Source organism: Allopontixanthobacter confluentis, assembly GCF_009827615.1.
In the GTDB taxonomy this organism is placed as follows: domain Bacteria; phylum Pseudomonadota; class Alphaproteobacteria; order Sphingomonadales; family Sphingomonadaceae; genus Allopontixanthobacter; species Allopontixanthobacter confluentis.
In genome coordinates this window covers 806,378-821,431 of record NZ_WTYU01000001.1, presented here as the reverse complement: position 1 = coordinate 821,431, position 15,054 = coordinate 806,378, and the positions used below count along the sequence as shown (strand labels likewise).

14 protein-coding genes are annotated in these 15,054 nt (G+C 59.8%); 2 read left to right on the top strand and 12 right to left on the bottom strand.

Translation table 11 applies throughout. The annotated features are described in order from the left end of the window. Nucleotides 1-42: 42 nt before the first annotated feature. From GRI44_RS03875 to GRI44_RS03860, 4 genes are all read right to left on the bottom strand, one after another. A complete protein-coding gene (locus GRI44_RS03875; protein ID WP_160600114.1) occupies nucleotides 43-990 on the bottom strand; it encodes an acetyl-CoA carboxylase carboxyltransferase subunit alpha in 948 nt (315 codons plus the stop codon). Nucleotides 991-999: 9 nt separating this feature from the next. After that, the gene (locus GRI44_RS03870) at nucleotides 1,000-1,899 is read right to left on the bottom strand and encodes a tyrosine recombinase (RefSeq protein ID WP_160600113.1); all 900 of its coding nucleotides are present in this window, start codon (nucleotides 1,897-1,899) and stop codon (nucleotides 1,000-1,002) included. A 66-nt stretch (nucleotides 1,900-1,965) separates the two neighbouring features. Next, the gene (locus tag GRI44_RS03865) at nucleotides 1,966-3,858 is read right to left on the bottom strand and encodes a hypothetical protein (RefSeq protein WP_232842961.1); all 1,893 of its coding nucleotides are present in this window, start codon (nucleotides 3,856-3,858) and stop codon (nucleotides 1,966-1,968) included. Further along, nucleotides 3,855-4,061 (bottom strand): hypothetical protein, encoded by a 207-nt coding sequence (locus GRI44_RS03860; RefSeq protein WP_160600112.1) that lies wholly within the window; start codon nucleotides 4,059-4,061, stop codon nucleotides 3,855-3,857. Before GRI44_RS03860 ends, GRI44_RS03865 begins: the two co-directional genes overlap by 4 nt. 71 nt (nucleotides 4,062-4,132) lie before the next feature. Here GRI44_RS03860 and GRI44_RS03855 point away from each other — a divergent pair, with 71 nt between their 5' ends. Both GRI44_RS03855 and aroB read left to right on the top strand, forming a co-directional pair. Next, complete coding sequence (locus tag GRI44_RS03855; RefSeq protein WP_160600111.1) at nucleotides 4,133-4,726, top strand: shikimate kinase; 594 nt, start codon at nucleotides 4,133-4,135, stop codon at nucleotides 4,724-4,726. Further along, nucleotides 4,717-5,823 carry a 3-dehydroquinate synthase gene (gene aroB, locus GRI44_RS03850; protein WP_160600110.1) on the top strand — a complete coding sequence of 369 codons (1,107 nt, stop codon included), beginning with the start codon at nucleotides 4,717-4,719 and terminating at the stop codon, nucleotides 5,821-5,823. The genes GRI44_RS03855 and aroB overlap by 10 nt, the downstream gene beginning before the upstream one ends. A gap of 84 nt (nucleotides 5,824-5,907) precedes the next feature. Here aroB and GRI44_RS03845 read toward each other — a convergent pair whose 3' ends face one another. From GRI44_RS03845 to GRI44_RS03810, 8 genes are read right to left on the bottom strand one after another with little or no spacing between them, the layout of a single operon-like run. Then, the gene (locus tag GRI44_RS03845) at nucleotides 5,908-6,279 is read right to left on the bottom strand and encodes a tRNA-binding protein (RefSeq protein WP_160600109.1); all 372 of its coding nucleotides are present in this window, start codon (nucleotides 6,277-6,279) and stop codon (nucleotides 5,908-5,910) included. Between the two features lie 52 nt (nucleotides 6,280-6,331). Continuing rightward, nucleotides 6,332-8,353 (bottom strand): acetyl-CoA carboxylase biotin carboxylase subunit, encoded by a 2,022-nt coding sequence (locus GRI44_RS03840; RefSeq protein WP_160601252.1) that lies wholly within the window; start codon nucleotides 8,351-8,353, stop codon nucleotides 6,332-6,334. Between the two features lie 2 nt (nucleotides 8,354-8,355). Continuing rightward, entirely contained in the window at nucleotides 8,356-9,375 is a 1,020-nt protein-coding gene (gene bioB / locus GRI44_RS03835; RefSeq protein WP_160600108.1) for a biotin synthase BioB, read from the bottom strand. Beyond that, nucleotides 9,372-11,516: a methylmalonyl-CoA mutase gene (gene scpA / locus GRI44_RS03830; RefSeq protein WP_202386129.1), complete on the bottom strand. Its 2,145-nt coding sequence runs from the start codon at nucleotides 11,514-11,516 to the stop codon at nucleotides 9,372-9,374. The genes bioB and scpA overlap by 4 nt, the downstream gene beginning before the upstream one ends. Nucleotides 11,517-11,527: 11 nt before the next feature. Further along, complete coding sequence (locus GRI44_RS03825) at nucleotides 11,528-12,142, bottom strand: glutathione S-transferase family protein (RefSeq protein ID WP_160600106.1); 615 nt, start codon at nucleotides 12,140-12,142, stop codon at nucleotides 11,528-11,530. Beyond that, nucleotides 12,139-12,921 carry an enoyl-CoA hydratase-related protein gene (locus GRI44_RS03820; RefSeq protein ID WP_160600105.1) on the bottom strand — a complete coding sequence of 261 codons (783 nt, stop codon included), beginning with the start codon at nucleotides 12,919-12,921 and terminating at the stop codon, nucleotides 12,139-12,141. The genes GRI44_RS03825 and GRI44_RS03820 overlap by 4 nt, the downstream gene beginning before the upstream one ends. Beyond that, the gene (gene mce, locus GRI44_RS03815) at nucleotides 12,921-13,370 is read right to left on the bottom strand and encodes a methylmalonyl-CoA epimerase (protein WP_160600104.1); all 450 of its coding nucleotides are present in this window, start codon (nucleotides 13,368-13,370) and stop codon (nucleotides 12,921-12,923) included. Before mce ends, GRI44_RS03820 begins: the two co-directional genes overlap by 1 nt. 52 nt (nucleotides 13,371-13,422) lie before the next feature. Further along, on the bottom strand, nucleotides 13,423-14,955 hold the full coding sequence (locus GRI44_RS03810; RefSeq protein ID WP_160600103.1) for an acyl-CoA carboxylase subunit beta: 1,533 nt from the start codon (nucleotides 14,953-14,955) through the stop codon (nucleotides 13,423-13,425). Nucleotides 14,956-15,054: the final 99 nt, after the last annotated feature.

Below are 15,054 nucleotides of genomic sequence, written 5' to 3'. Positions count from 1 at the left end.
CGCCCGCAGGCCCGCTTTGTTCCCAAATGCTGGCCGCGCGGGTTAAAATGAACCAATCTGTAGAAAACGGTCTTCACGCATCCGGATCAGTTCTGCTGCCGACTTGCCAGACAGAGCATCCAGTTCTTCCCCAATCGCCTTGCCCAACGTTTGCGCTGCACCGCGCGGATCACGATGGGCGCCACCGACAGGTTCGGGGACAATGCGGTCAATCACATTCAATTTATGCAAATGCTGCGCGGTAACTTTCATCGCTTCTGCGGCATCTGGCGCCTTTTCAGCCGTGCGCCACAGGATAGATGCACAACCCTCGGGCGAAATAACCGAATAGACCGCATGTTCGAACATCAGCACACGTTCCGCACTGGCCAGCGCCACTGCCCCGCCAGACCCGCCTTCGCCGACAATGGTCGCCACCATCGGCACTGGCAGCGCAAGGCAGGCTTCGGTTGAACGGGCAATCGCTTCTGCCTGCCCGCGTTCTTCTGCTTCCACCCCGGGAAATGCACCGGACGTATCCACCAGTGTCACCACCGGCAGGCCGAACCTGCCCGCAAGTTCCATCAGGCGGATAGCTTTGCGGTAGCCTTCCGGCTTGCCCATGCCGAAATTGTGGCGGATGCGCGATTCGGTATCGTGGCCCTTTTCATGACCAATCAAGACGCAGCGGCGACCATCCAGCGTGGCAAGGCCGCCCATGATCGCTTCATCTTCCCCATAAAGCCGGTCACCGCCGAGCGGCATGAAATCATCAAAGGCATATTTCACGAAATCGCGGAAATGCGGGCGCATCGGATGGCGCGCAACCTGGGTTTTCTGCCATGGACTGAGCGAGGCGTAAGTGCTGGCTAGCAGCGCCGCGCTTTTGTCTTCGAGCCGCTTCAGCTCTGCCGAAATATCGACATCATCGCCTGCGGCCGCGCTCCGCAGTTCGGCGATACGCGCTTCCTGTTGGGCGACGGGTTTTTCAAATTCGAGGAAAGAAATCATGGCGCCGCGCTAGTCCTGTTCGCGCTTGCGGGCAAGGGGTTGAGCGCGCGGCCCAAGTGGATGCCGTTCGTTGACCAGCGTTACCAGTCGGGCGGAATCCACATGGGTGTATATCTGCGTGGTCGAAATGTCGGCGTGCCCAAGCAATGTCTGCAAGACCCGCAAATCTGCGCCGCCTTCCAGCAAATGGGTTGCAAATGCATGGCGCAGAACATGCGGGCTGATTTTTTCAGGCGGCAGATCTGCCCTGACTGCCAGTTCCTTAAGCATCTGGAACAGGCGGACCCGCGAGATATGCTTGCCGCGTGACGGAAATAGAAACTTCCCGCCATCCGGGCGGATTTCCATCCACTTGTCCAATGCCGCCCTCGCCCGTCTGCTGACCGGCACCAGGCGTGCCTGATCCCCTTTACCAGTCACCGTCAGCAAAGGTGCATCGCGCGGAAGGGATGCTGCCGGCAAGGACACCAGTTCAGTCGCCCGCAGCCCCGATCCATACAGCATTTCCAGCAGCGCGAGCAGCCGAACCGGGCCCGCAGTGCCCCCTTGCGATTCCATCTCCGCGCGGGCGAATAACTGCGTAATCTGATCGTGAGACAGGATTTTGGGCAGTGGCCGGCGCGCTATCGGGCGCGGCAATGCTGATGACGGGTCATCCGCCCGTGCCCCCTCGTCCACCAGAAATCCGTAAAACTGCCGTAAGGCAGACGCCTTGCGCGCCAGCGTGGCTGGAGCAAGGTCGGACCATGCCGAACCGAGCCGCGCAAGGTCTGCCGTATGTGCCGCACCAAGGTCGCCCAGAATGGCGCTCGCCCCTTCCAGATCGCGCCGATAGGCCGCCAGAGTATTGGCAGCAGCACCACGTTCCGCAGCCAGCATCATGAGGAAATTCTCAATATCTGCCGACATGGCCGGGTCGCTCTCCCTTATCTCTGGCCCTGATTGTATCCGGCCCTGATCGCCATTACTGTCCATTCAGCCCCGCGCCACTGCCTCTGCCGCGATCATGCGGGCTTCGGCGGAAAGTCCCACCCGGTTCAGCGCCGATACGATATGATAGAGATGGCGGGCAGTCATCTTGTCCCAGCCATTACCCTGCATGCCGACAGCAGCCAGATACGCAACCAAAGGCTGGTTTTCGACCGCTGCGGCCTGATCGATCAACCGGCTCCATTTGGTCTGGCGGTTCAGATTGACCGAAAGCTGGCTGGACAAATCAGCCGCCACCCCCTGTTCCAACCGGCCCAGACCAGCGAGCCCGGCCACCAGAAACCTGGATTTGCGCTGTTGCGAGCTTGCGTCATCATCGATGAAATCATCAACTGCGCCCGATGACACAGGATTTGCACCGGTCGGCTGGGCAAGCGCGAGCAATGCCCACCCTTCGCTGCCTTCGGCAACCACTGGCGCCCAGCGCATGGCATTGCGGTCCAGCCCAGCTGTCAACATGGAAGCAATCAGCTTTGGCGCGTCCGCTTCAAATTCGTCCGATGCGGGCATTCGCGCTGCGGCATAGGCGGTCAGCACCATTTTGGCATAATCGACCCCCGCGCCGTCGCCCCAGACGCTGCGGATGGCGGTCATCCGCGCAAGCGGGCCATCGCCTACGTAAGCTTCCCGCAGCAGTGACGCGGTGACCGCTTCGGGCCCTTCGATACCTTCAGCCGAATAGATTTGCGAATAGAGGTCAACCATGGCGGCAGATGAAAGAATGCCCTCGCCAGCAGCCCGGCCCGCGCCGCCTGCCCGCTGGGGCAACGCCAGCATTGGTGCAGTGGCGGAAACGCGTTCGTAATAAGGGCCGGCGTTGACCAGCAGTTTTTCCGGAATTTCCGCGCCAACCGCGCTGGCCAGCGCGAAACGCCATGGGGTCATCCCCTCAACCCTGTCCCATTCCAAATTGACCGCCCGCCGCCCGCGCCCGGCAGCGCCGGCATATCGCTGCGCCAGAAGCACGTCGATATCAGGAGCGATCTGGCGGGAAAGCGCACGGTTGAGATTGGAATTAGCCCGGACGCCCTGCCCGGCATAGGCATCGCAAATGGCCTGCAGCATCGTCCATTCAGGGTCTTTTCGTTCCCCGCCCTGCAAGCGCACCGCCGGGCATGCCCCCACGACATCGGCGGTGCCAATATACGCATCAAGGGCCACATTGGTCAGCCCCTTGTTCCAGTTGCTGGTGTCCACTTCCTGCACCAGCGAACGCGCCGCGCCATGTTCGCCAATCCGGTTCAGCAGCCCTGCACGCAGCGCGGCAAATTCCACCGGACGCATCCCGGCAGGCGCGGCCAGCCTGCTGGCCAAGGCGCGGCGAAGCAGGATATGGCCCCAACGCGACACCAAAGGCTCGCGCGTGCCAACAAGTGCAGCCCGCACTATCGACCCGGGCTGATTGGCAAGGGATTGCGCTGGCAGGCCGCCTTCTGCACCGGCCAAAAAACCGACCCGGTCAAGCGACCGGCGCGCGGCAGGAGGAATGTCGAACTTGGGCTTCAGCCCCAGCAATTCGTCCAGTTCATCAGGATCAAGCGATTCCAGTTCGCGCAGGGAAGGAAGTCCCGCCGGAAGTTCCGGCGCACGGACTGTTGCCGCAGGCGCGGAAGGCAATGGCTGGACCACCGGAACACTGGTTGTCCCCGGTGCTGATGGCGCAGATGACGCATTGGGCGCAGGCGCTGCGGATGGCCGCGGCGCTGGTCCGGCGGCTGGCGCAGGGGTTGGCGCCGGATCATCAAACCCGGGCGGCAGCAGTGATTTGGGGGCATCCTGCGCAACGGCAAGTGTGGAGCAAAGCGCCAGAACGCCCACCCCTGCCATAATTGCGCGCATCGTGTTCAATTTTCGCATCGTGCTAGGTCTTCCGGTCATTCCGCCTGCCCGGGCAGCGGAATGGGTTGGGCAATCGGGTGCAGCGGCTGTTCACCGCCATCAATCCACGCATATATCACCAGCACCGCTAGCAGCAGTAAAACCAAAAGAGCAATGCGTTTGACAGACAGCTTGCGCCCAGCTTCGGCGGGTTTCTGGTCTGACCAGGACCTGCCTTCAGGTCCGGGTTGATTATTGGTCAAGGTCAAAGCCGGCAATATCCTGTGTGAACCATAGTTGCGCCCCGCCTAGCGCATCTATAGGCGGGGCGGCAATGCGTCTCGAAGATGACCCTGCTGCCCCGCGCGCCTTTTCCGATGGAATTGCGGCTATTGCGGAACGGATCGACCGGCCCATCGTGCTGGTAGGATTGATGGGTGCTGGAAAATCCACCGTCGGACGCAAGCTGGCCTCGCTTCTGCACACCGGCTTTGTCGATGCGGATGAAGCCATCGAAGATGCAGCGCAGCTTTCCATTGCCGAAATTTTCGAACAATTCGGCGAAGCGTATTTTCGCGATGGTGAGCGGCGGGTAATTGCCCGGCTGATTGAAGATGGCGCTGCGGCCAAAGGCGGTGTCATCGCCACAGGCGGCGGCGCATTTGTCAATGACGAGACGCGGGCACTGATTCTCAAATCGGCCATCGCAGTGTGGATTGATTGCGATATCGACACGCTGGTTGAACGCACTTCGCGGCGCAATACAAGGCCGCTGCTGCGCGACGGGAACCCGCACGAGATATTGTCCCGTCTGTATGCCCAGCGTGAACCCTTTTACGCCGAAGCGCAGGTCAGGGTTGCCAGCCAGTCGGCCCCGCACCACGAAACCGCCGTGGCAATATTGGAGGCAATCGGAAAATGGCTGTAATCCCTGTCGCACTTGCAGGCCGTTCGTATCAGGTGATGGTAGAAGCCGGATTGCTGGCCAATGTGGCAGAACATTGCGCGCCCTTCCTTCGCAAGGCACGCGTGCCCATTATTACCGATGCCAATGTGGCGCAGCAGTGGCGCGGGCCGGTGGAGGCATCGCTCGCTGGTGCAGGGTATGAACCGCAATGGCTGGTTTTGCCTGCTGGCGAAGGGGCCAAAAGCTGGGACGGGCTGGCCCGCACAATCGACTGGCTGCTGGAACAGGAAGTGGAACGCGGGGACCACATTCTTGCGCTGGGTGGCGGCGTGATTGGCGATCTGACGGGCTTTGCCGCTTCCATCCTCAAACGGGGCTGCAGCTTCATCCAGCTTCCTACAAGCCTATTGGCACAGGTAGATTCAAGCGTTGGCGGAAAAACCGCCATCAACACCCCGGCAGGCAAGAATCTGGTTGGCGCGTTCCACCAGCCCTCGCTGGTGCTGGCAGATCTTGATGCGCTGGAAACATTACCCACACGGCAATTGCGCGCAGGCTACGCCGAAGTCCTGAAATATGGCGTGTTGGGCGATAGGGCGTTTTTCGAATGGTGCGAGGAGCATGGGACCGGGGTCATCGCAGGCGATCGCGTCCTTCGGCAGCAGGCCGTATCGCGCAGCGTGGCCGCCAAGGCCCGCATCGTGGCAGAGGATGAGCGCGAAACGACAGGCGCACGCGCATTGCTCAACCTTGGCCATACATTCGGTCATGCACTGGAAGCCGAAACCGGCTTTTCAGATCGGCTGCTCCACGGCGAAGCTGTTGCCTTGGGCATGATTCTGGCAGCGCGATATTCGGCGCGCCTGGGCTTGTTATCGCCCGCAGATGCCGCGCGGGTTGCAGGCGCTGTCCGTTCCGCCGGGCTGGAAACAGAGATTTCCGCGCTCGGGATGGATGCAGATGGCCACTCTCTTGCCCGTCACATGCTGCACGACAAGAAGATGGATGCCGGCACCTTGCCGTTCATTTTGCTGCGCAGCATTGGCGCAGCATTTCTGGATCGCACCGTGGCGCTGGATGATGTGGCGGCGTTTCTGGACGAGGAATTGCGCAGCTGAATTTGCTGCCCGTGAACCAATTGCAAGCAGTTTTGCTTTGCAGGATAGCCGCCTGCTGCGATCATCACAGTTTGAACAACGGCCTCAAAACAGCCGCGACCCGTTTGGCAGCAATTGATCGGGGGAAAACAGAACCACTTGCCCCTCAGCATCGGCAAAGCCCAGCGTCAGAACCTCGGACATGGCGGGGCCAATCTGGCGCGGCGGGAAATTGACCACTGCTGCCACTTGCCTGCCCGGCAGCGCGTCGGCGGAATAATTTGCCGCAATCTGCGCACAACTTTTCCGGACGCCAATGACAGGGCCGAAATCTATGACCAACTTGAAGCTTGGCGCGCGGGCTTCGGGGAACTCATCTGCTGAAATCACGGTGCCGATGCGGATATCCACTTTCAGAAATTCCGCAAAGCCAATCTCTGGCGCTGCAGGCGCTGCGGGCGGATGGTTGATATGCAAAGAATTATCCCTTCAAGCCCGCTTCGGCATGGCCGCGTTGCTGCAAGCCCGCCTATTCCAGTTCGAGAATGACAGCATCCACGGCCAGGCTTTCGCCCTCTGCAGCGTTCAGCTTGGTAATAGTGCCGGCCTTTTCAGCGCGCAGGATATTTTCCATCTTCATCGCTTCTATGGTCGCCAATGGCTGTCCCGGTTGGACTTCGTCGCCTTCTGCAACATGCAGTTTTACCAGCAGACCGGGCATCGGACAAATCAGATAGCCCGACAGGTCAGGCGGGATTTTCTCGATCATATGGTCTGCTAGCGATGCAACACGCAGCGGTAAAATGCGGACGTTATGGCGCGCACCGCGCGTCGTCATGGCATAACCCGTGCGTGTAGGTTCAAGCTGCACAGTCAGCATTTCATCACCAACTTCGACATCCACCATCCGGTCACCGGGGGTATATTCCAGCGCCAGTTCCACCGGCGCTGCGTCCACCGTCACGGCATCTTCTGCCAGCAGCACTTCATAATCCGTGTCGCCAATCCGCACGGCCCAATCACCGGGAGGCGCAAGGCGCCCATTCAATTTGCCGCTGATGCGGCGCGCACGATCGGCATCTGCGGTTGCCAGCACTCCGGCGATTCCCGCCAGCCCGCGCCGTATTTCATCGGACGAAGCCGCGCCTTCAAACCCATCGGGGTATTCTTCGGCGATAAAACCCGTCGTCAACTCACCCGAACGAAAACGCGGGTGCTGCATGATTGCACTCAGAAAATCGACATTATGGCCAAGCCCCTCGATCCGAAATGCGTCGAGCGCCTGCACTTGCAAGTCTACCGCTTCGTCCCGCGTCTCGCCCCAGGTGATCAGCTTGGCGATCATGGGATCATAAAACATCGACACTTCGCCGCCTTCAAAGACGCCGTCGTCCACGCGGATGCCGTCAATTCCGCGGCGGCCATTTTCAGTGCCGTCATCTGCCCACGGTTCAACCGGCGGCTGATAGGTGACAAGCCGCCCGGTGCTGGGCAGAAAACCACGATAGGGGTCTTCAGCATAGACGCGGTTTTCAATGGCCCAGCCATCGATTTTTATATCATCCTGCGTCATCGCCAATTCTTCGCCAGCGGCCACGCGGATCATCTGTTCGACCAGATCGATGCCGGTAATCGCCTCGGTCACAGGATGTTCGACCTGCAGGCGGGTGTTCATTTCGAGGAAGTAGAAACTCTCGCCGCTGGGGTCGGCGCCGCTGACAATCAGTTCTACCGTGCCGGCGCTGTAATACCCCACCGCGCGGGACAGGGCGACGCATTGTTCGCCCATGGCTTGACGCATTTTTGGCGTCACAAATGGCGAAGGCGCTTCTTCCACCACCTTCTGATGGCGGCGCTGGATCGAACATTCGCGCTCGTTCAGATAGAGAATATTGCCATGCTTATCGCCCAATATCTGGATTTCGATATGGCGCGGGTTGAGGATGAATTTCTCGATGAAGACCCGGTCATCGCCAAAGCTGTTAAGCCCTTCACGCTTGGTCGCCTCGAACCCTTCACGCACATCCTGTTCGCTATAGGCAAGGCGCATCCCCTTGCCGCCGCCGCCGGCGCTGGCCTTCATCATCACCGGATAGCCGATTTCCTCAGAAATCCGCACCGCGTGTTCAGTATCGTCTATCTCGCCCACGAAACCGGGAACGACATTGACACCGGCCTTCATGGCCAGCTTCTTGGACTCAATCTTGTCACCCATCGCCGCAATCGCGTTTACTGGCGGCCCGATAAATTCGATGCCTTCCTTGGCGAGGGCTTCGGCAAAACTGGTGCGTTCGGACAGAAAGCCGTAGCCGGGATGCACGGCCTCGGCCCCCGTCTGCTTACACGCGGCAATAATCTTGTCCGCGATCAGATAGCTTTCTGCGGCAGGCGAAGCACCGATATGGACCGCTTCATCCGCCATCTTCACAAATGGCGCGCGCGCATCGGCATCGGAATAGACCGCGACGGTCGCGATACCCATCCGGCGCGCGGTCTTGATGACCCGGCACGCGATTTCGCCGCGATTGGCGATGAGGATTTTTTTGAACATCGTCATTCAGCAGGCTCCATAGTTTTGCATGCCCGCTCAGATGCTCTCAGCGGCTCTTCGCCCGCCAGCGCGGTCAAGCCCAGTTTCGCAAACAACGCCGCGTCGTTATCGTCGCCTGCATTGGGGGCGGTCAGCAGCTTGTCGCCGGTGAAGATCGAGTTCGCGCCCGCCATGAAGCACAACGCCTGCGTGGCTTCGCTCATGCTCTCGCGCCCTGCTGAAAGCCGCACCATGCTCAGCGGCATGGTGATCCGCGCCGCCGCCACCGTGCGGACGAACTCGATATCGTCAATCTTGGCCAGCGGCGTATCTGCCAGCATGTCCCCCAGCACGGTGCCTTTCACTGGAACCAGCGCGTTCACCGGCACAGATTCGGGATGCTGCGGCAGCGTCGCCAACGTGTGGATGAAGCCCACCCGGTCGGCGCGGGTTTCGCCCATGCCGACAATGCCGCCGCTGCACACGTTGATGCCCGATGCGCGCACATGGCCCAAAGTCTCAAGCCGGTCCGACATCTTGCGCGTGGAAATGGCGCGTTCGTAATATTCAGGACTGCTGTCGATGTTGTGGTTGTAATAATCGAGCCCCGCCTCGGCCAGCATGTCTGCCTGTTTCGGCGTCAACATGCCCAGCGTCATGCAGGTTTCCAGCCCCATGGCGCGCACGCCTTTAACGATTTCAACAATGGCTGGCATATCCCGGTCCTTGGGGTTGCGCCATGCAGCACCCATGCAGAAGCGCTGGCTGCCATTGTCCTTTGCCTGGGCGGCAGATTGCAGCACCGCGCGCACGTCCATCAGCTTGGTCGCGGTAACGCCGCTGTCGGCTTTCACGCTTTGCGAACAATAGCCGCAATCTTCAGGGCAGCCGCCGGTCTTGATACTGAGCAATGTGCACAGCTGCACCTGATCAGCCGCGTGGTTTTCGCGGTGCACGGTGGCAGCGCGGAACAGCAATTCGGTGAAAGGTAAATCGAACAGGCCCGCAATGTCTTCGCGGGTCCAGTCAGTGCGTATCGTCACGGGTTTTCACTTTCCAATTCTTCACCGGCAGGCGGCATATTATGACCAAGCAGGCGGAGCATATCGGCCCCGCATTCCACCACGTTCGATCCGGGGCCGTAGATGCCCTGGACTCCTGCGTCGCGTAAAAATTCATAATCCTGCGGCGGAATGACGCCGCCTGCCACCACCTTGATATCCGCGCGGCCGGCGTCTTTCAGCAGACCGATCAATTCGGGGATCAGCGTCTTGTGCCCTGCCGCAAGGGAACTGGCGCCAATGGCATCCACATCCTGTTCCAGCGCCATTTCTACGGTTTCCTGCGGGGTCTGAAACAGGGGGCCGGATACGACTTCAAACCCCATGTCGGCAAAGGCGCTGGCGATCACATTGGCGCCGCGGTCATGCCCATCCTGGCCCATTTTGGCGACCATGATCTTCGGTTTGCGGCCAAGGCGGCGTTCCACCGCATTTACCCCGTCCACCACCTGCGCCCAGCGCCGGTCAAATTCATAAGCGGATTTATACACTCCCTTCACCGGGGTCGGCACGGTGTCATAACGGCCAAATACCGCTTCCATCGCGTCGGAAATTTCGCCCAGTGTTGCCCGCGCCCGCGCTGCATCTACTGCCAGCGCCAGCAGATTACCGCCCGCTTCATCCCCCTGGGTCAAGGCTGCCAGCGCCGCCTGACACAAGGCCTCGTCGCGATTGGCGCGGTTCTTTTCCAGGCGTGCAATCTGGCCCTTGCGCACCTTGTGATTGTCGATGTCCAGCGTATCCAGGGCATCTTCTGTCGCCAGGCGATATTTGTTCACGCCCACGATCACATCTTCCCCGCGGTCAACACGGGTTTGCTTGGCAGCGGCGGCTTCTTCGATGCGCTGTTTCGGCATGCCGGATGCGACGGCATCGGTCATGCCGCCCAGCCCGTCCACTTCGCGGATCAGGGCTTCGGCTTCCTCGACCAGTTTCGCAGTCAGCGCCTCGATGTAATAACTGCCGCCCAGCGGGTCGACCACATCGGTAATGCCGGTTTCTTCCTGTAACACTAACTGGGTGTTGCGGGCGATGCGGGCGCTGAAATCGGTTGGCAGGGCGATGGCTTCATCCAGCGCATTGGTGTGGAGCGACTGGGTGCCGCCCAGCGTGGCCGCCATCGCTTCCACAGTGGTGCGGATGACGTTGTTGTAAGGGTCCTGTTCCTGCAACGAAACACCCGAAGTCTGGCAATGGGTTCGCAACATCTTGCTACGTTCCGCCTGCGCGCCAAGCCCGTCCATCACCCGATACCAGAGGGTGCGTGCCGCCCGCAGCTTGGCAATTTCCATGAAGAAATTCATGCCGATGCCAAAAAAGAACGACAGGCGGCCGGCAAAAGCGTCAATGTCCAGCCCGGCTTCCATCGCGCGGGTCACATATTCCTTGCCGTCGGCGATGGTGAAAGCCAACTCCTGCACCGCAGTCGCGCCTGCTTCGTGCATATGATAGCCGGAAATCGAAATCGAATTGAACTTCGGCATATGGGCCGACGTATAGGCGATAATGTCCGACACGATCCGCATGCTGGGCGCAGGCGGATAGATGTAAGTGTTGCGGACCATGAATTCCTTCAGAATATCGTTCTGAATGGTGCCCGAAAGCTGGTCTGCCGAAACGCCCTGTTCCTCGCCAGCAACAATGTAGAACGCCAAAATCGGAATGACCGCGCCATTCATCGTCATGGAAACGGACATTTCATCCAGCGGGATCTGGTCAAACAGGATCTGCATATCCTCGACCGTATCGATCGCCACGCCGGCCTTGCCCACATCGCCCACCACGCGGGGATGATCGGAATCGTAGCCGCGATGGGTGGCCAGATCGAAAGCCACCGACAGGCCTTTCTGCCCGGCCGCCAGATTGCGGCGATAGAATGCGTTGGATTCCTCGGCAGTCGAAAAACCGGCATATTGGCGGATGGTCCATGGCCGCCCCGCATACATCGTCGCTTTCACCCCGCGGGTGAACGGGGCAAAGCCCGGCAAGCCCGGATCTGCGGCATCAGCCTCGGTATAAAGCGGCTTGATGGCGAACCCTTCCGGCATCTGCCGGGTCAGATTGCGGCCCCTGGTTTCCTTGTCGGCAAGGGCTTGCCAGTCCTGTGCGGTAGGTTTGGTCATCAAATCGGCTTTCAGGCGCTGGCACTGGGGCGGGACGATACCCGGCTGTGCCAATCGCGCAAATTGTTCATATCATCCGGCATGGCGATGCCGACGAAACTGGCGAATTCCACGGTAGTGAAAAGGGCAATATCGGCCATGGTGAATTCCTGCCCTGCCAAAAATGGCGCAGTGGCCAACGCTTCGTCACAGATGGCATATCCATCAAGCACGCGTGGGCGGTTGCTTTCCCCATATTCGGTGAAGCGTTGCATCGGCAGCTTGGCAGTGAACGGATGTGTATGGACCCACACTTTGCCCAGCGGTTCCATCACCAGAAATTCCACCCGGCGGATCCACATTTCCACCGCGCCTACTTCCTCTGGCGAGGTGCCAAACAGGGCAGGCTGCGGTTCGAGCGCTTCCAGATAACGGCAAATCGCGATGCTTTCTGTCAGCACCGTCCCATCGTCCAGCTTCAGCGCCGGTGTTTGCCCCCTCGGGTTGATGGCGAGGAATTCCGGCGATTTCTGTTCGCGGGCGACGATGGAAATCACCTCGGTCGGCAGTTCCAGCCCCTTTTCAGCGGCGAAAATGCGGACGCGGCGCGGATTGGGCGCCGGATTGGCACTGTCGTAATAGATCATGCCCCTTTGAACTCCGCCTTGCGCTTCATCAGGAATGCAGCGCCGCCTTCCCTGGCATCCTCGCTGTCGCCTGCGCGATACTGGCCCAGGGCTTCCTGATGCAGGCTGGCGGCATAATTGTTCTGCAAGGCAAACTGGATATTGGCGCGCATCTGGCCCAGCGCCAGTGTCGGCCCATTGGCCAGTCGACTGGCGAGTGCCCGTGCCTCGTCCATCAACGCCGCATCATCCACAGCCTTGTAAATCAGCCCCCAGTCAGCGGCCTTGTCAGCGCCAATCTTCTCGCCCAGCATCATCATTTCCGTGGCGCGGGCCTTGCCGACAAGGCGGGGCAGCATCCAGCTGGCACCGCCATCCGGCACCAGGCCGATATTGACGAAAGCCTGCAGGAAATAGGCGCTTTTGCCAGCAATTGCGAAATCCGATGCCAGGGCGATGGAGCAACCCACACCCGCCGCCGGGCCATTGACCGCAGTCACGATGGGAACCTTGCATTCCGCCATCTGCACCATCAGCGGATTATAGCTCATGCCGAGGGAATCGTAAGCGCCGCGCCCGCCGGTTACGGGGCGGTCACCGCGCGCCGCAAGGTCAGCGCCGGAGCAGAATGCGCGCCCTTCGCCAGTAATGATGAAACAGCGCGCATCGCCTGTATCCACCAGCGCATCACGAATTTCCACCGCCATGGCGGGCGCGCAGGCGTTAAGGCGTTCAGGCCGGTTCAGCGTGATGGTGGTAACAGGGCCGTCAGCCTCGACCTTGATATATTCGTAGCTCATCAATGCTCTCCCGTAGTGTCAGAATGCGGCGTTTCCATAATTTCGGTCAGCTGGCCCATCATGTCCTTGGGGTGCAGGAAAAAGATGGGTGTGCCATGCGCGCCAATGCGCGTTGCCCCAAGAATACGCTTGCCCTGCCCTTCAAACCATTCGCGCGCGGCGGCGATATCTTCCACTTCAAAGCACAGATGATGCTGACCGCCCGCCGGGTTTTTCGACAAAAAGCCATTGATGGGCGAGCTTGCATCATAGGGTTCGATCAGCTCGATCTGCGTGCCGTTCATACCACCATGTGTGGGCGTGTTGACGAAACACACTTTCACGCCCTGTTCGGGCAGATCAAACGGCTCGGTAATATCGGTCGCCCCCATCACATCCCGAAAATGCGCGATGGAATCCGCGATGGAAGGCGTGGCAACGCCGATATGGTTGAGACGGCCGAGTTTCATAAAGACGCTCCTGTCAGTTCAAATGCGCAGCTTTTGGCAAAGTGCTGCACCGTCACAGCGGAATATTGTCATGCTTCTTCCACGGGTTTTCCAGCACCTTGCCGCGCAATTTGCGCAGGCCCAGCGCGATCCGGCGCCGCGTGGAATGTGGGTAGATCACTTCGTCAATATAGCCGCGTGATGCCGCGACGAAGGGATTGGCGAAGCGGTCTTCATATTCCTTCGTTTTCTCGGCAATCTTTTCCGGGTCGCCAGCATCTTGCCGGAAGATGATTTCGACCGCGCCTTTCGCGCCCATCACGGCAATTTCTGCCGTTGGCCAGGCGTAGTTCAGATCGCCGCGCAGATGCTTTGACGCCATCACGTCATAGGCGCCGCCATAGGCTTTGCGCGTGATGACCGTGATTTTGGGCACGGTTGCCTCCGCATAGGCGAACAGCAGTTTGGCGCCGTGCTTGATGATGCCATTATGCTCCTGCGCGGTGCCGGGCAGGAAGCCGGGCACATCCACGAAGGTGAGGATCGGGATTTCAAATGCATCACAGAACCGGACGAACCGCGCGGCTTTTTTCGATGCATTGATGTCCAGCACGCCTGCCAGCACCATCGGCTGGTTCGCAACCACGCCCACGGTACGCCCTTCGACGCGGCCAAATCCGCACAAAATATTGCCCGCATGGGCTGGCTGGATTTCAAAGAAATCGCCTTCGTCCAGCACCTTGCGGATGACTTCATGCATGTCATACGGCTGGTTGGCATTGTCAGGAATGATGGTGTCGAGGCTGGCAATTTCCCGGTCAAACGGGTCCGACGTTGGCCGTTCCGGCACTTCCTCGCGGTTGGACAAGGGCAGGAAGTCGAAGAAATTGCGCGTGGCCAGCAGCGTTTCGATATCATTTTCAAACGCCAGATCGGCCACGCTGGTCTTGGTGGTATGGGTGATCGCGCCGCCCAGTTCTTCCTGCGTCACAACTTCATTGGTGACCGTTTTCACCACGTCGGGGCCGGTGACGAACATGTAGGAACTGTCCTTCACCATGAAGATGAAGTCCGTCATGGCCGGGCTGTAAACCGCGCCACCTGCACATGGGCCCATGATGAGGCTGATTTGCGGCACCACGCCTGATGCCAGCACATTGCGCTGGAACACATCGGCATAACCGCCCAGCGATGCCACGCCTTCCTGGATACGCGCGCCGCCGCTGTCATTCATGCCGATAACGGGCGCGCCCACTTTCATGGCGTTTTCCATCACCTTGCAGATCTTTTCCGCATGGCGTTTTGACAGGCTGCCGCCAAAAACGGTGAAATCCTGGCTGTAAACATAGACCAGCCGGCCATTGATGGTGCCACTGCCCGTAACCACCCCATCGCCGGGAATTTTCTGGTCTGCCATGCCGAAATCGGTGCAGTCATGTTCGACATACATGTCGAGTTCTTCAAAGGAACCTTCGTCGAGCAAGATCTCGATCCGTTCCCGCGCGGTCAGCTTGCCCTTGGCATGCTGCGCGTCGATCCGCTTCTGTCCGCCGCCCATGCGGGCAGCTTCCCTGCGGCGTTCCATTTCTGCAATATTGGCTGACATCCAGATCCCTGCACATAGTTATAGAGGTCGCCTAGCCACCGGCCAGCCTTAGCGTCAATAGCCAGTCCCTGATCTGACGGGCGTTACCACCTGCGGCAA